This window comes from Massilia sp. 05N420, assembly GCF_056397205.1.
In genome coordinates this window covers 1-18,501 of the sequence record NZ_JBFTMX010000063.1, presented here as the reverse complement: position 1 = coordinate 18,501, position 18,501 = coordinate 1, and the positions used below count along the sequence as shown (strand labels likewise).

Genomic DNA, 18,501 nt, shown 5'->3' with positions numbered 1-18,501 from the left:
GCGCGCAGCTACCCGCGATTGGACTCGGATCGACGTGGTACATCTCAATCCAGCAAAATCTGACGCCGCAGCGCGGCGTCAAATACAAAGAGCAGCTTAACAGTTAAGGCGACAACTAGCTTGACAGCCACCGCTTCGCGGGGACGACGGTGCAGGGATGACGTTAACGGACCGCCGGATACCCCGTAATCTCCGCAATATCCCGATAAAGCGGCTGCAACTGCTTATACATCCGCTTGTACACCTGCCGGTACAGCCGGTCATAAATCGACCGGTGCTCCGCCACCGGCTCGAACACCCGCCCCACCCTGGTCATGGCCGCCACCGCCGCATCGAAATCGCGGTGCAGGCCCAGTCCCACCGCCGCATCGATGGCCGCGCCCAGGCCCGAGGTCTCGTAGACGTGGGGGCGCGCGGTCGGCAGGCCGAAGATGTCGGCGGTGAGCTGCATCGCGCAGTCGCTCTGGGAGCCGCCGCCGGACACCCTCAACTCGGTGATCGCCACGCCGCTGCGCTTCTCGATCCTCTCCTTCCCTTCGCGCAGCGCATAGGCAAGCCCCTCCAGGATGGCGCGGTAGACGTGGGCGCGGGTATGGACGTCGCCGAAGCCGATGATGCCACCCTTGGCCTCGCGGCCCGGCAGGCGGATACCGGGCGTCCAGTAGGGCTGCAGCATCAGGCCCATCGAGCCGGGAGGCACGGTGCTGGCCATGCGGTCGAACAGCTGTTCGGGCGCGACGTCTTCCGCCAGCGCGCGCAGCTGTTCGTGGTGGCCGAACTGCTCCTTGAACCAGTTGACCATCCAGTAGCCGCGGAAGACCTGCACCTCGTTGCTGTAGGCGCCGGGCAGCGCCGCCGGGTAAGGAGGAATGAAGGGCGTGACCTCGGTATAGCGCGTGCTGGTGGTGTTGATGGTGGCCGTGGTGCCGTAGCTCAGGCAGCCCACGTGGGGCTCGCGGCAGCCGGCGCCGATCACCTCGCAGGCCTTGTCGGCGGCGGCGGCCAGCAGCGGCAGGCCTTCCGGGATGCCGGTGGCCTGCGATGCGTCGGAAGTCACCGTGCCCAGGCGCTCGCCGGGCTCGACCAGCTCGGGCAGCATGTGCGGCTCGACCGCCAGCGCCTGCCACTTCCAGTCGTGGCGGGCGGCCCAGCGGCGGCGCTTGTAGTCGAAAGGCAGATAGGCCACCTGCGAACCGCTGGAGTCGGCGAAGCGCCCGCACAGCCGCCAGTTCAGGTAGCCGGACAGCAGCAGGAACTTGTCGGTGGCCGCCCAGATGTCCGGCTGGTGGGCCTTGATCCAGTTGATCTCGGCCTCGCCGCGAAAGTAATCGATGGTGCCGTCCACGCGCGCCAGCTTGAACGCCGCCTGCCACCACCAGGCGATGCCGGGCCAGGTGTCCGTGCGGCGCTGGTCGAGCCAGGTAATGGCCGGCCGCAGCGGCTTGCCGTCCTTGCCGAGATTGACCACGGTGCCGCGCTGGGTGGTCACGGCCACGCCCTGCACCGCGGCCTTGTCGACGCCGGGCTGGCCCCACAGGCCATGGCAGGCCTTGCACAGCGCTTGCCAGTAATCCTCGGGATCGTGTTCGGCCCAGCCGGGCTGCTCGGAAAAATATGCATCCAGCATAATTTGCGACTTCGCCACGATATTCCCGTTCAGGTCGAACAGCAGCGCGCGCACGCTCTGGGTGCCGTTGTCGATGGCGAGGATGGTCGGCTGGGTCGTCATTGCGCTGTCTCCTGCGGCAGCCCGTAGTGGGAGTTCCACAGGGCAGCATAGTTTCGTTCTTCTTCTTGCCAACGCGCGTCGCTCCAGCCCAGCTCCGGCCGGCAGATCGCGCGGACGCGCGGCATCAGCGCGGCGCCGCCCTGCTTCAGCTGCAGGCCCAGGCGGGTGCGGCGCAGCAGCAGGTCGTCGAGGTGCTGCACGGCTTCCGCGCGCGCGGCCCAGCGCAGCTCCGCCCACAAGGTCTCGGTGCCGGGAATTAGCTCGAATTCGTCCGCGCCGGCGGCGGCCAATAATGCGCCGGTGGCGGCGCCGTACCGGCCTTTCAAACGGCGAAGCCGGGCGCCGCACAGCCTCTCATGGCAAGCCTCGGGCGGCGGCGCGAACACCCGGCAGGGCTGCAGCTGGTCGCGCCAATCCGGCAACTGGGCGCGCACGCTCGCAAGCGCGTCGAGGGCGATGGCGCGGAAGGTGGTCAGCTTGCCGCCGGCCACCGCCACCAGCCCGTCCTCGCTCCAGACGCTGTGCTCGCGCCCTTCGCGCGAGGCCTCGGCGTGGCCGCCCGCGATGACCGGACGCACCCCGGCAAAGGTCGACAGCACATCGCCTTCGCCGATGCCGAGCTGGGGAAACTGGGCCTGCACGGCCGCCAGCAGGTAATCGAGTTCGGCCCGCGTGATGCGCGCCTCGGCATCCAGCGGCTGGGCATGATCGAGGTCGGTGGTGCCGACCAATGTAACGCCCTCCCAGGGATAGGCGAACACCGGGCGGCCATCCTGCGGGTGCATCAGGCTCACGGCCTGGGACAGCGGCAGGCGCCAGGCCGGCAAAATCAGATGGCTGCCGCGCAGCGGACGCAGGCGCGGTCCCTTGCCGTGCAGGGCGCCGGACCAGGCGCCGGTGGCATCCACGACTACGCGGGCGCGGACTTCATGGCCGGCATTTCCGATCCCGTCATGCAGCAACGCGCCGGCCACCCGCCCCTGGTCGCGGATCAGCGCGCGTGCGGCCACGTAGTTCAGCGCCGAGGCGCCATGATCCATCGCCTCGCCCAGCACGCGCAGCACGAGGCGCGCGTCGTCGGTCTTGGCGTCGGTGTAGACGACGCCGCCGGCCAGGCCTTTACGTTCGACATTCGGCGCCCGTTCGAGAAATTCCTCGGCGGCGAGCCAATGCCGCTCGCGCCGTCCGGCCAGCAGGTCGTAGATGGCCAGGCCGGCCAGGAAGCTGCGGCGGCCGCGCTGGCCCTCGTAATGGGCGAAGGCGAAGCCCTGCGGCTCGACCAGCCCGGGCGCGTCGCGCAGCAGGCTTTCGCGTTCGCGTACCGATTCGCGCGTCAGGTGCAGGTGACCATCCTTCAGGTAGCGCAGGCCGCCGTGCACCAGCTTCGACGAACGGCTCGATGTGCCCCAGGCGAAGTCGCGCTGCTCGACCAGCATGGCGCGCAAGCCCCGCCGCGCGGCTTCCAGCAGGATGCCGGCGCCGGTGATGCCGCCGCCGATTACCAGCAGGTCCCACTCCTGCGCCATCAGGCCGGGCAAGGCGGCGCGGCCGTCCCTCCTCCATGGCGCCGTCATGGGCTCACCAGTTTGCCGGGATTCATGCAGCCGCCCGGATCGAACTGGCGGAACACGGTGCGCAGCGCCTCCATGCCGAGCCGGCCCTTCTCCGCCTGCAGCCAGGGCGCGTGGTCGCTGCCGACGCCATGCTGGTGGCTGATGGTGCCGCCACTGGCGACGATCGCTTCCGACACCGCGGTCTTGAGGCGGCGCCAGCGCGCCAGGTCGGCATCGTAATCGCCGGCCAGGCGCCAGATGAAGGTCGTGTACACGCTGGCGCCCTGCGGATACAGGTGGGACAGGTGGGTGTAGGCATGCACCTGCTCGCCATCCGCGGCCAGGGCATCGGCGGCGGCCCGCTCGACCGCGCGCATGCCCGGCGTCACGCGCGGCCAGTCGAGGGCCGTCTCGACGGTATCGATCGCATACCCACGTTCCCAGGCCGCGTTGCGCAGGTAGACGTTGCGGAAGCGGTTCTTCTTCCAGCGCTCGCCCAGGCCGCGGCCCGCGTGCACGCCCTGGAACCGGCGCGCGAGCGTCAAGGCCGCCGCCAGGGCCGCGCGCGCCTGCTTGCGAGCGCCGCTGGCGCCGACCAGCAGCATGCACTTGCCTTCGCCCGCGCCGCGCAGCCGCAGCAGTGTCTCCAGCAGGGCCACCTGCCGGGGATGCCCGGCCAGGGTCAGCATGGTCGCCGTCTCCACCGGATTGGACAGGCGCAGCATCGACAGCCCGAGCCGCGCCTGCACGATCGCGCGCACCGCCGTCTCGGCGCGCTCCCAGTCCGGCAGGAACACGGCGTGGAAGGCTTCGAATTCCGGCACGGGACTGATGCGCACCGTGGCATCAAGGAGGATGCCGAGCCGTCCTTCGGAACCCAGCACCAGCTCGCGCAGGTCGGGGCCGGCGGCGGACGCCGGGAAGGTCGGCAGCTCGAGCCTGCCCTGCGGCGTCTCCATGCGGCCGCCGGCGAACAGCTGCTCGATGCGGCCGTAGCGCAGCGACTGCTGGCCGGAGGAACGCGTGACGATCCAGCCGCCCAGGGTCGAGTATTCGAAGGATTGCGGAAAGTGGCCGAGGGTATAGCCCTGGGCGCGCAGCTGGGCTTCGAGGTCAGGACCGGCGACGCCGGCGCCGAAGGTGGCCAGCAGGGATTCGCGATCGAGGCAGGTGAGCGCGCGCAGGCGTCCCATGTCGACCGACAGCGTCGGCCTGTCCCGCGCCGCATCCAGATGGCCGCAGACACTGGTGCCGCCGCCGTAGGGCACCACGGCCGCGCCGGCGTCGACGGCGAAGCGGATCAGGTCGCGCACCTCGTCCGCGCTTTCCGGAAAGGCCACGCCGTCCGGCGCCGCCTCGATGCGGCCGTAGCGCAGGCGCAGCCAGTCGGGCAGGCTCTGGCCCAGCGCATGGGTCAGGCGCACGGCCGGCGTGGTGTCGACCAGCGGATGCGGCGGCAGGCGCGAAGGCGCGAGCTGCGCGCACACGGCCTCGAAGGCGGCGTCACGCGGCACGCTGCCCGGTCCCAGCTTCTGTTCGAGGAAACGCAGCGCGCCCTCGCCGATCGGCACCTCGATCGTATCGTCTCCCCAGCCGTTCCATCGCCTCATGGTTCTCCCATTGCATAGTTTTATATTTTGCAAGAAGATAAGCCATTCGCCTCCCCACGTATTGCGGATTCATGCCAAGCGCTTGTTCGAACATGCCACCGGCCAAAGGCCCCCTGCTTGCCCGGGTCACCGGCTCCTACCTGCAGCCGCTGCTCGAGACCGCGGCCGCGTGCGGCGTCGATGCGCCTGCGCTGGCCCGGGCGGCCGGACTGCATGAGGGCGCGCTCGGCCCGCTGCCGGAATCGCTGGCGGCAAGCGACTACATCGACCTGCTCGCGGCCGGCACCGACCTGACACGGGATCCGCACTTCGGCCTGCACGTGGGCGAACGGGTGCGTCTTGGCACCTACAGCGTCTACGGCCTGATCCTGCTGGCCTGCGCCGACTTCGCCCAGGCCCTCGAACAGACCCAGCGCTACGAGCAACTGGCCCACRACCTCGGACGCTCGCGGCTCGAAGTCGACGCCGCCACCGGACTGGCGCGCTACACCTGGATCAGCCACTTTCCCGGCGCCAACCGCCATCTGGCCGAAAGCGTGTTCGCCGGCATCCGCACCTTCGGCTCCTGGCTCGCCGGCCGGCCGCTGGCGCCGGTGCGGCTGGCCTTTGCGCATGCGAGCGACGCCGATCCGGCCGAGTACGCGCGGGTGCTGGGGATGGTGCCGGCGTTCGGCGCCGAAGCCCACCTGGCCTGCTTCGACGCCGCCCTGCTGGCGATGCCGGTGCCGAACGCGGACGCCGGCATGTATCCGGTGCTGCAGCAGCATGCCGAGCGGCTGCTGAAGGAGCGGAACAATGCGCGCGAGGAGGAGCGCGAGCGCCACGGCATCGTCGCCCAGGTGCGCGCCTGCGTGATCCGCAACCTGGCGAACGACCGCGTGCGCCTGGCAAGCATCGCCGATGAACTGGGCCTGTCGCAGCGCACCCTGCAGCGCAAGCTTTCCGAGGCCGGCGCCAGCTTCCAGCAGGTGCTCGACAGCGCCCGCCATGCGCTGGCCCAGGACTACCTGCGCCAGCGCGGCCTGTCGCTGGCCGACATCGCCTTCCTGCTCGGCTACCAGGAGCAGAGCGCGTTCACGCACGCCTTCCGCGAGTGGTCGGGGATGAATCCGGGAGCATGGCGCGAGCGGGCGCTGGCGGGTCAGGTCTGACGCGGCGCCAGGCGGCGCAGGTCATCTACCGCAGGCACGATCGCCAGAAGGCACAGCAGGCAGGCCAGCGGCAAGGTCGCCAGATAACCGGCATGCTTGAAGCCGAGCGCCCCCACCAGTCCCCCGCTGAAGAAACCCAGCAGCAGCGACAGCAGCAGGCGCAGGCGCGCATGGTTGGCCGCCACCCTGGGCTGCGCCGGGTCGCGGTTCCAGTACAGCATGCGGCCCAGTTCGATGCCGATGTCGGTGACGATGCCGGTCATGTGGGTGGTGYGGATCTCGGCGTGCGAGATCTTGGTGATCAGCGCATTCTGCAGGCCCATCATGAAGCACAGCAGCATCACCGTGGCCGGCACGAACAGGGCGTCGACGCCGGCCAGGCGCGCGCCCAGCACGCCGAAGGCCAGCAGCAGCATCGCTTCGAACAGCAGCGGCAGCGCATACTCGCTGGCCAGGCGACGGCGCCGCCCGTAATTGACGGCGAGCGCGGTGCAGGCTGCCCCCGCCAGAAAGGACAGTACGGCGCCGAGTGCATCCAGCGCCAGGTCCCAGGCGCCGAGGGCCAGGTTGTCGGCCGCGGAGGAGATCGCCCCCGTCAGGTGCGAGGTGTACTGGTGAACGGCAAGGAAACCACCGGCATTGATGGCGCCGGCGACGAAGGCGAGCGCCACCCCGAGGTGGCGGTTGGCGCGCGGGCTGCGCGCATTGCCGAGAAGGCTGCGGGCGTAGTGGATTGGCACGTCGGTAATATTACCGCATTCCAAGCGAAAGCAGCATCAGGCCGGCCTCGCTATAATTGACCTTCTCGCATCGATCACCCGTCCTGGTATAGCCGTGAACCCACATCTCGAAAGACTGCACCCCTATCCCTTCGAAAAGCTGCGCCAGCTGTTCGCCGGCGTCACGCCGAATCCCGAGTACGTTCCCATCAGCCTCGGCATCGGCGAACCCAAACACCCGACCCCGGCCTTCATCCAGAAAGCCCTGACGCAGAGCATGACCGGGCTGGCGAACTATCCGAGCACGCACGGCGGCGATCCGTTGCGCACGTCGATCGCCGGCTGGCTGGAACGCCGCTACGGGGTGCCGGCGCTGGATCCGAACACGATGGTGCTGCCGGTGAACGGCTCGCGCGAGGCGTTGTTCGCGATCGCCCAGTGCGTGATCGATCCGCGCGCGGGATCGAATAACGGCGCGAACGGCAGCGCCCTGGTGATGTGCCCGAACCCCTTCTACCAGATCTACGAAGGCGCGGCCTACCTGGCCGGCGCCGAACCGTATTTCGTGAATTCGGTCCCGGCGCGCAACTTTGCCCCCGACTACGACAGCGTGCCCGACGAGATCTGGGCCCGCGTGCAGCTGCTCTACCTGTGCTCCCCGGGCAACCCGACCGGCGCCGTGCTGACCCTGGACGACTGGCGCGAGCTGTTCGAACTGTCCGACCGCCACGGCTTTGTCATCGCGGCCGACGAGTGCTATTCCGAGATCTGGTTCGGCTCGACCCCACCGCTGGGCGCGCTGGAGGCGGCCCACCAGCTCGGCCGCAGCGCCGGCCAGCGCCCCTACGCCAACCTGGTCGTGTTCTCGAGCCTGTCGAAGCGCTCCAACGTGCCGGGCATGCGCTCCGGCTTCGTGGCCGGCGATCCGGACGTGCTGAAGAAATTCCTGCTCTACCGGACCTACAGCGGCGGCGCGATGTCGCCGCCGGTGCAGGCGGCGTCCTGCGTGGCCTGGAACGACGAGGCCCACGTGCAGGAAAACCGCAACCTGTACAAGGAAAAGTTCAGCCTCATCACCCCGCTGCTCAAGCAGGTGATGGACGTCGAACTGCCCGACGCCGGCTTCTACCTGTGGGCCGACGTGCGCGCCAGCGGCCTGTCGGACACCGAGTTCGCACGCGGCCTGTACGCCGAATATAATGTGACGGTTTTACCCGGCTCCTACCTGGCGCGCGACGCGCACGGCAGCAATCCGGGACGCAACCGCATCCGCATGGCGCTCGTCGCCGGCGTGGACGAAGGACTGGAAGCCGCCAACCGCATCGTCCAGTTCTGCAACGATTTGAAGTCCTCCTGAAAACAGACCCGTAACCTGATAGATCCATCATGACCCAACAACTCCAGACCATCATCGACACCGCGTGGGAACAGCGCGCCGAAATCAGCCCGTCCAACGCCAGCGCCGAAGTGCGCGACGCAGTTGCGCACGTCCTTGCCGGCCTTGACGACGGCAGCCTGCGCGTCGCCCAGAAAGACAGCGGCAGCTGGGTCGTGAACCAGTGGATCAAGAAGGCCGTCCTGCTGTCGTTCCGCCTCGAGAACAACGTGCCCGTCGAAGGCGGCGGCCTGCAGTTCTACGACAAGGTGCCGACCAAGTTCGCCGACTACACCGCCGACGACTTTGCCAAAGGCGGCTTCCGCGTGGTGCCGCCGGCCGTGGCCCGCCGCGGCTCCTTCATCGGCAAGAACGTGGTGCTGATGCCGTCCTACGTGAACATCGGCGCCTACGTCGACGAAGGCACCATGGTCGATACCTGGGCCACCGTCGGCTCCTGCGCCCAGATCGGCAAGAACGTCCACCTGTCCGGCGGCGTCGGCATCGGCGGCGTGCTGGAACCGATGCAGGCCAACCCGACCATCATCGAAGACAACTGCTTCATCGGCGCACGTTCGGAARTCGTCGAAGGCGTGATCGTCGAAGAAAACTCGGTGATCTCGATGGGCGTGTACATCGGCCAGTCGACCAAGATCTACAACCGCGAAACCGGCGAAGTCAGCTATGGCCGCGTGCCGTCGGGTTCGGTGGTCGTGTCGGGTTCGCTGCCATCAAGCGATGGCAAGTACAGCCTGTACTGCGCCGTGATCGTCAAGCGCGTGGATGCGCAGACGCGTGCCAAGACTGGTATCAACGAGCTGCTGCGCGGCGTGTAATCCGCAACGCTGAATACGCCATTCCCGCGGAAGCACGGCGTCGGGTCGGGCAATGCCCGGCACGACGGTGGCGTATTTCCCCACAGCGGGCTCTTCCGCCCACCGCAATCCTTCCACAACGGTTAGAATCCCCAAAACGCAAAAATTACCGCGAAGCAAGGGAGAGAACCATGATGATGGAACGCCTGTTCCAGTTGATGAAGGAAAAGAACGCGTCGGACATGTTCTTCGCGGTCAATTCTCCCGTCCACATCAAGATCAACGGGAACCTCATCCCGATCAACCAGAACAAGCTGGAACCCGAAAACATCCAGGTCCTGCTGTCGGAAATCGCCTCGCCCGAACAGATGGCCGAGCTGGAGCGCGAGAACGAGCTGAACATGGGTATTTCGGTGCCCAATCTGGGCCGCTTCCGCCTGTCGGCATTCCGCCAGCGTGGCTCGATCTCGGCCGTGTTCCGCTTCGTGCCGGCGAGTATTCCGCCGCTGGCCGAGCTGGGCCTGCCGCCGGTGCTGTCCGAACTGATCATGGAAAAGCGCGGCCTGCTGCTGATCGTCGGTGCCACCGGCTCCGGCAAGTCGACCACGATCGCCTCGATGCTCGACCACCGCAACGAACAGCGCTCGGGCCATATCCTGACCCTGGAAGATCCGATCGAGTACCTGTTCAAGAACAAGAAATCGATCGTCAACCAGCGCGAGATCGGCAGCGACGCCGCCAGCTTCGACGTTGCCCTGCGCAACTCGATGCGCCAGGCGCCGGACTGCATCCTGATCGGCGAGATCCGCGACAAGGACACCATGGCCGCCGCCCTCGCCTACGCGCAATCCGGCCACCTGGTGCTGGCGACCCTGCACGCCAACAACAGCTACAACGCGCTGAACCGCATCATCAGCTTCTACCCGATCGAGAACCGCCCCGCCCTGCTGCAGGATTTGTCGTCGGCGGTGAAGGCCATCGTCTCGCAGCGCCTGGTGCGCTCGAAGGCCGGCGGCGCGCGCCAGGCGGCGGTCGAGATCATGGTCAATACCCGCTACGTCGCCGACCTGATCGAAAAGGGCGAAATCGGCCAGATCAAGGAAGCCATGGACAAGAGCCTGTCGCCGGGTTCGCAATCCTTCGAGAAGGCGCTGCTGGAACTGGTGCAGGCCGAGCTGATCACCCAGGAAGAAGCGCTGGCGAATGCGGATTCGGCCACCAATCTGCTGTGGCTCATCAATAATGGGCCGGACAGCCAGGGGGCCAAGGCGGAGGAGCAGGCCAGGCCGGCCGAGGAATCGGCAGGTCCCTCGTTCACGGAATTTACGCTCGACAACTAGCAGGCGCCGCTCGAGCTCAACTCTCAGGATCGTAGTAGAACTCGCGCAGCTCTTGTGCGCAGCGGCAGGCCGCAGCGATCCTGGCCGCCCATTCAAGGGCTACTGCCCGGGACGGCAGCTCGAGCACGCAAAAGCCGCCGTCGAACTCTCTGGTCTGGCGGTAGGTCTCGCTTGTACAGCGCCCGTCCGCCGCAACGACGACCGGCGCGACCTCGGCGTTGATTCCTCCGCCAAACACGTAGACCCCGGCAGCCTTTGCCTCGCGGATGACCGCATGCGCCGCATCGCTAACGGCGGGCATGTCTTCGGCAGGAACATCCATTGCACTCGCAGGAAAGGAGATAAGAAACTTTGTCATGATTCGATGCTCAGTTGTGACAACGAAATGGATGAGCCATCGTCTGGGACATCATTACCGTTTATCCATCATAGGCCATGTGTGGCCGACCGCACGTAGCCATAAATACGCTCTTGCATAGATTAAGCATTGTTGGCCGAGTCAACATTCTTAAGCCTTTAATGCAAGGATCACATGGTTCTCACCCACCTGGCCAGACACTGGTACGCCAGAAGGAATTTTCCGTTTATTTCATGGGTCGCATGTATTGGACGCAGCCTGCGTGTAGTTCTGTTCTATCGCTTTCATCGACGATTGCTCGCCTTGGAAATCTATCGCAATTATGTCAGCGCGGCCCATGACGATGTATTCCATCATCTCAGCCATCGGAACTATCTCATCCGTGGTTTGACGCTCCGACAACGTGTTCAATGCGTCGCTACGCATTACCACTTTGAGGAGGCGACATTCGACCGAGCCTACAAGCGCGCCGTTTACGCCGATGGCGGCTTGGTGCTGTGGGAGCGTAATCTGGATGGCATTGCGGTTTCAATCAAACTCGAGATGGCGGCACGCTTGTGTGCCGAAGGTGACCTGACCATTTGTGCGTATGTCGACAAGCTTGCCCTGCACTGCCTCTCGTTCAGCTGGACTGAAGGCAGTTTCGTTGGTATCGATGCGCCAGTCGTACCGTTCGTCGTGCGCAATCAGGGACACCGGGCCGACGCTGCGGCCGCGCTCAAAAATTTCGAACGAGCATATCCAAACAACTCACCAAGCTTTTTCTGCATCTCGGCTCTGCAAGGGCTTGCCCTGGCGCTGGGAATGAATCAGGTAGTGGCGGTGAGGTCAACATGGCAATGTTCCTACACCGCCGCCGACGATAAGCATTTTGCCAACGCCTATGACGGACTGTGGCAAACTCTGGGCGGCGCACCGATGGGTGACAGAATCTTCTGCATCGCCTTGCCGTTTTATGTGAAGCCGCTATCGGAGATGGCTGCCAAGCATCGTAAACGCGCAAGAACGCGACGCGAGCATTGGGCGTCGATTTCAGAATCGGCGTACTCGACCTTGCGTGCCCATCTGGTGCAGAAGCGATCCGAACAAGGCTGAGTTGGGATGGCGTTCAGTGCACGGACAGGAATGTCGCTTGTCGGCTAAGGGCACGCGGATCAGCTTGCACAACCGACGCAGCCTGCCAGTCCGGCGACAGGCCCGGAATGCACTTGCTAAACTATCCTCAGTAGGTAGCGGGCTGTGCTATCCTTCGCGCCTTTCCCCAGTACCAATGCCATGAAAAAAACTCTCTACGGTATTCCGAACTGCGACACTGTCAAGAAAGCGCGCACCTGGCTGGCCGACCATGGCCAGGACGTCGAATTCCACGATTTCAAGAAGCAGGGCCTGTCCCGCGAAACCGTGGCCGCCTGGCTTGAACAGAGCGGCTGGGAAACCCTGGTCAACCGCAAGGGCACGACCTGGCGCAAGCTGTCCGACGAGCGCCGCGCGCAAGTCGTGGACAAGGCCAGCGCACTGGAGCTGATGCTGGAGAATCCCTCGGTCGTCAAGCGCCCGGTCCTGGCCGGCGCCGGTCCGCTGCTGGTCGGTTTCTCCGCCGACCAGTACGAGCAGACTTTCGGAGACTGGCCGGCATGAAGACTTCGCGCACCCTGCAGCTGACCGAGGAGCTGATCGCCCTCGATTCGATCACCCCGCAGGACAAGGGCTGCCAACAGCGCCTGAAGGAACTGCTGGCGCCGCTCGGCTTCGCCTGCGAGACCATCGAGTCGAACGGCGTCACCAACCTGTGGGCGCGCAGGGGTACGGCGTCGCCGGTGTTCGTGTTCGCCGGCCATACCGACGTCGTGCCGACCGGTCCGACCGAGCAATGGCAATCCCAGCCCTTCACGCCGACCCGCCGCGACGGCAAGCTGTACGGCCGCGGCGCATCGGACATGAAGACCTCGATCGCCGCGATGGTGGTGGCAAGCGAGGAATTCGTCGAGGCGCATCCCGGCCATGCCGGCTCGATCGCCTTCCTGATCACCAGCGACGAGGAAGGCCCGGCCGTGGATGGCACCGTGGTCGTCTGCGAGCTGCTGGAAGAGCGCGGCGAGACCCTCGATTACTGCCTGGTCGGCGAGCCGACCTCCAGCCACGTCCTCGGCGACATGATCAAGAACGGCCGCCGCGGCTCGCTGTCGGGCTGCCTGGTGGTCAAGGGCGTGCAGGGCCACATCGCCTATCCCCACCTGGCGCGCAATCCGATCCACCTGGCGGCGCCGGCCCTGGCCGAGCTCGCGGCGGAAAAGTGGGACGACGGCAACGAATACTTCCCGCCGACCAGCTGGCAGGTTTCGAACATCCACGCCGGCACCGGCGCCAACAACGTCATCCCGGGTGAATTGAAGGTCGACTTCAACTTCCGCTTCTCGACCGCCAGCACGGCGGACGGACTGGAAGCGCGCGTGCACGCCATCCTTGACCGCCACGGCCTGGATTACGACCTGAAGTGGACCCTGTCCGGCGAGCCCTTCCTGACGCCGAAGGGCACGCTGTCCGATGCGATCTGCGGCGCCATCAAGCATGAGCTGGGCGTGAGCACCGAACTGTCGACCACCGGCGGGACCTCCGACGGGCGCTTCATCGCCCGCATCTGCCCCCAGGTGATAGAATTCGGGCCACCGAACGCCAGCATCCACAAGATCGACGAGCACATCGAACTGCGCTACGTCGATCCGCTCAAGAACATCTATCGCCGCACGCTGGAAGCGCTGCTGGCGCCCTCGCCGTCCGCGGCGTAACCGACTCTCTGCGAGATCATCGACATGGCCATGACCACGCCCAATTTCTGCACGCCGCGCGACCTGCTGCGTTACGCAGTCACCCGCTTCAACACCGCCAAGCTGTTCTTCGGCCATGGCAGCGCCGAGGCCCTCGACGAAGCCGCCTACCTGATCCTGCACACCCTGAAGCTCCCGCTGGACAAGCTCGATCCCTTCCTCGACGCGCGCCTGCTGCCGGAAGAAGTGCTGCAGGTGCTGGCCGTGATCGAGCGCCGTGTCAGCGAGCGCGTGCCGGCCGCCTACATCACCAACGAGGCCTGGCTGGGCAGCTATAACTTCTACGTCGACGAGCGCGTGCTGGTGCCGCGTTCCTTCATCGCCGAACTGATCCCGAACCAGTTCAGCCCCTGGGTGCAGGATCCGGACAGCATCGAGAACGTGCTCGAACTGTGCACCGGCTCCGGCTGCCTGGCGATCATGCTGGCCGACGCCTTCCCGAACGCCCTGGTCGACGCGGTCGACATCTCGAAGGACGCGCTGGCGGTGGCCGAGCGTAACATCCGCGACTATAAATTGATTGGCCGCGTGAACCCGATCGAGTCCGACCTGTACGAGAACGTGCCGTTCAAGAAGTACGACCTGATCATCACCAACCCGCCCTACGTGAACAGCGACTCGATGGGCAAGCTGCCGCCGGAATACCTGCGCGAGCCGCAGATCGCGCTGGCGGGCGGCGAGGACGGCATGGACCTGGTGCGCAAGATCATCGACGGCGCCGCCGAACGCCTGACGCCGGAAGGCGTGCTGGTGGTCGAGATCGGCAACGAGCGAGAATATGCGGAAGCGGCCTTCGGCCATCTGGGTCTGACCTGGCTGACCACCAGCCAGGGGGATGATGCGGTGTTCCTGCTGACTGCCGAGCAGCTGGCACAATAATTTCGACCCTGTACGCTAGCACCGTCATCCCGTGACCAACGTCGCCCCCGCGAAGGCGGGGGCCCAAGTTCGCAGCGAACCATAAAAAACTTGGGTTCCCGCCTTCGCGGGAACGACGCTCTACCACTTCGTTCCCATGATCCGATTCTCCAACGTCAGTCTCATGCGCGGCACCAAGCCGCTGCTGGAAGACGCCGACCTCACCCTCAACCCCGGCGACAAGATCGGCCTGATCGGCGCGAACGGCGCGGGTAAATCCAGCCTGTTCGCCATGCTGCGCAGCGAACTGCACCCGGACCAGGGCGCGATCGACTTCCCGCAGCGCTGGCGCATGGCCTACGTGGCCCAGGAGACGCCGGCGCTGGACCGTCCGGCCATCGAATACGCAATCGACGGCGACGCCAACCTGCGCACCCTGCAGGCCGAACTCGAGCGCCTGGAAGCGATGCCGCACAGCCACGACAACGGCATCGCGATCGGCCACCTGCACTCGGCGCTAGCCGACGCCGACGCCTACACGGTGCAGTCGCGCGCCGAGCAGCTGCTGCTGGGCCTGGGCTTCTCGCTGGCGCAGATGCAGCAGCCGGTGGCCAGCTTCTCGGGCGGCTGGCGGATGCGCCTGAACCTGGCGCAGGCCCTGATGTGTCCGTCCGACCTGCTGCTGCTGGACGAACCGACCAACCACCTGGACCTGGACGCCATCATCTGGCTCGAGGACTGGCTGAAGCGCTACCAGGGCACACTGATCATCATCTCCCACGACCGCGATTTCCTCGACGAGATCGTCAACGTGGTCGTGCACATCGACGAGCGCAAGCTGAAGCGCTACTCCGGCAACTACTCGGCCTTCGAGCGCCAGCGCGCCGCCCACATGGTGCTGGCCCAGGCGGCCTTCGAGAAGCAGCAGCGCACCCGCGCCCACCTGCAGTCCTTCGTCGACCGCTTCAAGGCCAAGGCCACCAAGGCGCGCCAGGCCCAGAGCCGCATGAAGGCGCTGGCCAAGATGGAAGAACTGGCGCCGCTGCGCGCCGCCGCCGAGTTCTCGTTCGAGTTCCGCGATCCCGCCTCAAGCCCGAATCCGCTGCTGGTGATGGAAGACGTCGACGCCGGCTACCCGATCCTCGACGGCCACGGCGACAAGGTCGGCGGCAAGACCATCGTCCACCGCGTAAATTTCTCGCTGCAGACGGGCCAGCGCATCGGCCTGCTGGGCGTCAACGGCGCCGGTAAATCCACGCTCATCAAGACCATCGCCAACGAACTGGCGCCGCTCGCCGGCACCGCGACCCTCGGCAAGGGGCTGGTGATCGGCTACTTCGCCCAGCACCAGGTCGAGATGCTGCGCCACGACGAGTCGCCGCTGTGGCACCTGCAGAAGATTGCGCCGACCACGCGCGAGCAGGAGCTGCGCAACTTCCTGGGCGGCTTCAACTTCCCGGGCGATATGGTGACCAGCCCGATCAAACCCTTCTCCGGCGGCGAAAAGGCGCGCCTGGCGCTGGCGCTGATCGTGTGGCAGCGCCCCAACCTGCTGCTGCTGGACGAACCGACCAACCACCTCGACCTCGAGACGCGCGAGGCGCTGACCCTGGCGCTGGCCCAGTTCGAAGGTACGCTGGTGGTGGTCTCCCACGACCGTCACCTGCTGCGCGCCACCACCGAGGAATTCATTATCGTTGCCGACGGCCGCCTGCAGCCCTTCGACGGCGACCTGGACGACTACAAGGACTGGCTGTTCAAGACCAAGCTCGCCAAAGGCAATGAGACCACCCCTCTGCCTGCGAAGGACGACAAGCCGGCTGCCGCGCCGGCCGTGGTGCCCGCCGTCGACCGCAAGGAACAAAAGCGCCTGGAAGCCGAGGAGCGCCAACGCTTGGCCTCCCTGAAGAAGCCGATCGAGAACCGCCTCAAGCGCCTGGAAGAGCAGATGGCCAAGCTCAACGCGCGCAAGTCGGACATCGACGCGCGCCTGCTGGAGCCTGCGATCTACGAGGCCGACAAGAAGGACGAGCTGAAGACGCTGGTGGCTGACCAGGCTTTCCTGGTGCGGGATCTGGGTACGCTGGAGGAGGAGTGGCTGGAATTGCAGGAGCAGCTGGAGGCGTTGGCGGCCTGAGTTGGCTGATGCCCGTTGCTCTCGGCGCCAGCCGCCGTTCTAAGCTTATGGGCTGAGGCTCAGGCCACCTGCCGCGCCGCCGGCCGTTTCACCGACATCAGCTTTTCGATATCCACCAGAATCAGCCGCCGCCCGCCGGCCTGCCCCAGCCCGAGCAGGTAATCGGGCCGTCCGCCGTCCGCCGCCGCCGCCGGCAGCGGCGCGACCTGTTCCGGCGCCACGGTGACGACGCCGGTCACGCCATCCACCACCATCCCCATCACGCAGCTGCTCAGCCTGAGGATGATCACGTCGGTCAGCGGGTCCGGCGCGTCCGGCGTGGTGCCGCAGGCCACGCGCATGTCGACCAGGGGGATGATCACGCCGCGCGAGACGGCCACGCCGCCGATGATCTCGCCGCTCGCGGCGAAACGCTCGAGCGCCTTGAGCACACGAAGTTCCTGCACCCTGGCGAAGTCGATGCCGTATTCGAGTCCGCCGAGCGTGAAGCTCAGGAACTGAAGCGCTTGGGAACCGCGAGAAGTCGTCGTGTCATGCATGGCGCGTCCTTTCTTCAAGATTGTCATGCTAAGGCGGACGCCTCATTTCACTTTGAGTCCAGTCAACTTTTCCTGAAAGCAAAAGCAAGCTTGCTTTCGCCGGGCCCGCCCGTACAATGTCCGCCCATGTGCGCAAGCGAAACGAAGAGGAATTGATATGTACCGGTGGCTGCGACGCCTGATTTCCGGCTCACCCGCGCCCGCGCGGCCCGAGCCTGCCCCTGCGCCCTCCTCGATGCCCGATCCCGTACCGGCCGCGCCGCCTCCGCCCGCTGCGCCGGCTCCCGCAACCGCCGGCGTCACAGCGGCGGATGCGGGCGCGTGTCCGGCCCGGCCGCCGGTGCCGTTCGAGCTGCTCGACCGCGTCGGCGGTGCCTGGAACGCCTGGCTGTACGAGCGCCCCGACGAGGGCGGGCTGGAACTGAATCCCCAGGAAGCGCAGGTGCTGGAGACCTTGGCCGGCATCCTGTCCTCGCAGCAGTCGGGCGCCGCGCTGGTGCGCCGCATGCCGGGCCTGATCCCGCAGCTGCTGCAAAGCCTGCGCAGCGAGAGCTTTTCCGGCAGCGCGCTGTCGCGCACCATTTCCTCCGACGTGGTGCTGGTGGCGGCCGTGATCCGTCTCGCCAACAGCTGCTACCAGGGCACCGGCGCCACCGTCACCAGCGTCGAGCAGGCCGTGATCCTGATCGGCCAGGAAGGCCTGCGCCAGCTGATCACGACGGTCGCCTTCCGCCCCATCATCGACGTCAATTCCGGCTTTTACGTGCGGCGCCTGGCGCCGATCCTGTGGGAGCACTCGGAGCGCAGCGCGCTGGCGGCGCGTACGCTGGCGCCGAGCCTCGGCATCGAGGCCTTCGACGCCTTCCTGGCCGCCCTGCTGCAGAACGTCGGGCTGACGGTGGCGCTGCGCAGCATGGACCAGGCGACCAGGGGCGAGGCGCTGCTCGGTTCCGGCGTGTTCTGGGCCCAGCTGGGCCGCGACACGCGCCGGCTGAGCGTCAACATCGCGCGCGAGTGGAACTTCCCGGACAGCGTGGTGCGGGCGCTGGACGAACAAGGCGGCCTGCGCAAGGGGGCTGTGATGTCGCCGCTGGGGCGCCTGCTGATGCTGAGCGATTACCTGGGCAAGGTGAGGATGCTGGTCGAGCAGGGCGTGGTGGAGGAAGGGGATGCCGCGCTGTTTGGGGGGCTGCCTGAGGATGCGGCGACGTGTTACGAGTTGCTGGCTAAAACACGCGGCGCGTAATTGAGGCCGGCGGCTTGTAAACGTCGTCCCCGCGCAAGCGGGGACCCAAGTTTGCATGCGTTAACGTGATGCTGGCAGAACCTGGATCCCCCGCCTTCCGGTGGCTGTCAAGCTAGTTGTCGCCTTAACTGTTAAGCTGCTCTTTGTATTTGACGCCGCGCTGCGGCGTCAGATTTTGCTGGATTGAGATGTACCACGTCGATCCGAGTCCAATCGCGGGTAGCTGCGCGCCAGCGGTTGGGGTTG

The 18,501-nt window shown here is 66.3% G+C and carries 15 protein-coding genes and 1 pseudogene; 10 read left to right on the top strand and 6 right to left on the bottom strand.

Annotated elements, in window-relative coordinates; translation table 11 throughout:
* Window positions 1-163 precede the first annotated feature (163 nt).
* Genes AC1DIX_RS26070 through AC1DIX_RS26060 form a run of 3 tightly spaced genes read right to left on the bottom strand, consistent with a single transcriptional unit; the run spans window position 164 to window position 4,892 of the window.
* A complete protein-coding gene (locus AC1DIX_RS26070; RefSeq protein ID WP_477328204.1) occupies window positions 164-1,729 on the bottom strand; it encodes an FGGY-family carbohydrate kinase in 1,566 nt (521 codons plus the stop codon).
* Entirely contained in the window at window positions 1,726-3,303 is a 1,578-nt protein-coding gene (locus AC1DIX_RS26065; protein ID WP_477328203.1) for a glycerol-3-phosphate dehydrogenase/oxidase, read from the bottom strand. Before AC1DIX_RS26065 ends, AC1DIX_RS26070 begins: the two co-directional genes overlap by 4 nt.
* The gene (locus AC1DIX_RS26060) at window positions 3,300-4,892 is read right to left on the bottom strand and encodes an FAD-binding oxidoreductase (RefSeq protein ID WP_477328202.1); all 1,593 of its coding nucleotides are present in this window, start codon (window positions 4,890-4,892) and stop codon (window positions 3,300-3,302) included. The genes AC1DIX_RS26065 and AC1DIX_RS26060 overlap by 4 nt, the downstream gene beginning before the upstream one ends.
* 92 nt (window positions 4,893-4,984) lie before the next feature.
* On the opposite strand from AC1DIX_RS26060, the gene AC1DIX_RS26055 reads away from it, so the two are divergent.
* Window positions 4,985-6,043 (top strand): AraC family transcriptional regulator, encoded by a 1,059-nt coding sequence (locus AC1DIX_RS26055; RefSeq protein ID WP_477328201.1) that lies wholly within the window; start codon window positions 4,985-4,987, stop codon window positions 6,041-6,043.
* On the opposite strand, the pseudogene AC1DIX_RS26050 reads toward AC1DIX_RS26055, so the two are convergent.
* Window positions 6,040-6,783, bottom strand: a pseudogene (locus AC1DIX_RS26050) (YoaK family protein); the annotation flags it as partial. The gene AC1DIX_RS26055 and the pseudogene AC1DIX_RS26050 sit on opposite strands and share 4 nt — an antisense overlap.
* 94 nt (window positions 6,784-6,877) lie before the next feature.
* Between AC1DIX_RS26050 and dapC the strand changes: the two are divergent.
* From dapC to AC1DIX_RS26035, 3 genes are all read left to right on the top strand, one after another.
* The gene (dapC, locus tag AC1DIX_RS26045) at window positions 6,878-8,119 is read left to right on the top strand and encodes a succinyldiaminopimelate transaminase (protein WP_477328200.1); all 1,242 of its coding nucleotides are present in this window, start codon (window positions 6,878-6,880) and stop codon (window positions 8,117-8,119) included.
* A gap of 29 nt (window positions 8,120-8,148) precedes the next feature.
* Window positions 8,149-8,973, top strand: coding sequence for a 2,3,4,5-tetrahydropyridine-2,6-dicarboxylate N-succinyltransferase (gene dapD, locus AC1DIX_RS26040; RefSeq protein ID WP_477328199.1), 825 nt, complete (start codon window positions 8,149-8,151; stop codon window positions 8,971-8,973).
* A gap of 170 nt (window positions 8,974-9,143) precedes the next feature.
* On the top strand, window positions 9,144-10,292 hold the full coding sequence (locus AC1DIX_RS26035) for a PilT/PilU family type 4a pilus ATPase (RefSeq protein ID WP_477328198.1): 1,149 nt from the start codon (window positions 9,144-9,146) through the stop codon (window positions 10,290-10,292).
* Between the two features lie 16 nt (window positions 10,293-10,308).
* Here AC1DIX_RS26035 and AC1DIX_RS26030 read toward each other — a convergent pair whose 3' ends face one another.
* Window positions 10,309-10,650: a YciI family protein gene (locus tag AC1DIX_RS26030; RefSeq protein WP_442123715.1), complete on the bottom strand. Its 342-nt coding sequence runs from the start codon at window positions 10,648-10,650 to the stop codon at window positions 10,309-10,311.
* Between the two features lie 174 nt (window positions 10,651-10,824).
* Here AC1DIX_RS26030 and AC1DIX_RS26025 point away from each other — a divergent pair, with 174 nt between their 5' ends.
* The 5 genes from AC1DIX_RS26025 to AC1DIX_RS26005 all read left to right on the top strand — a co-directional run bounded on the left by AC1DIX_RS26025 (window position 10,825) and on the right by AC1DIX_RS26005 (window position 16,470).
* Window positions 10,825-11,745: a DUF535 family protein gene (locus AC1DIX_RS26025; RefSeq protein ID WP_477328197.1), complete on the top strand. Its 921-nt coding sequence runs from the start codon at window positions 10,825-10,827 to the stop codon at window positions 11,743-11,745.
* 180 nt (window positions 11,746-11,925) lie between these two features.
* A complete protein-coding gene (locus tag AC1DIX_RS26020; protein WP_477328196.1) occupies window positions 11,926-12,288 on the top strand; it encodes an ArsC family reductase in 363 nt (120 codons plus the stop codon).
* Entirely contained in the window at window positions 12,285-13,436 is a 1,152-nt protein-coding gene (gene dapE, locus AC1DIX_RS26015; RefSeq protein WP_477328195.1) for a succinyl-diaminopimelate desuccinylase, read from the top strand. Before AC1DIX_RS26020 ends, dapE begins: the two co-directional genes overlap by 4 nt.
* A gap of 30 nt (window positions 13,437-13,466) precedes the next feature.
* A complete protein-coding gene (gene prmB, locus AC1DIX_RS26010; RefSeq protein ID WP_477328194.1) occupies window positions 13,467-14,354 on the top strand; it encodes a 50S ribosomal protein L3 N(5)-glutamine methyltransferase in 888 nt (295 codons plus the stop codon).
* A 136-nt stretch (window positions 14,355-14,490) separates the two neighbouring features.
* Window positions 14,491-16,470: an ATP-binding cassette domain-containing protein gene (locus AC1DIX_RS26005; RefSeq protein WP_477328193.1), complete on the top strand. Its 1,980-nt coding sequence runs from the start codon at window positions 14,491-14,493 to the stop codon at window positions 16,468-16,470.
* 59 nt (window positions 16,471-16,529) lie between these two features.
* Here AC1DIX_RS26005 and AC1DIX_RS26000 read toward each other — a convergent pair whose 3' ends face one another.
* Complete coding sequence (locus tag AC1DIX_RS26000) at window positions 16,530-17,036, bottom strand: chemotaxis protein CheW (protein ID WP_477328192.1); 507 nt, start codon at window positions 17,034-17,036, stop codon at window positions 16,530-16,532.
* 208 nt (window positions 17,037-17,244) lie between these two features.
* Here AC1DIX_RS26000 and AC1DIX_RS25995 point away from each other — a divergent pair, with 208 nt between their 5' ends.
* Window positions 17,245-18,255, top strand: coding sequence for an HDOD domain-containing protein (locus AC1DIX_RS25995; protein WP_477328191.1), 1,011 nt, complete (start codon window positions 17,245-17,247; stop codon window positions 18,253-18,255).
* Window positions 18,256-18,501 lie beyond the last annotated feature (246 nt).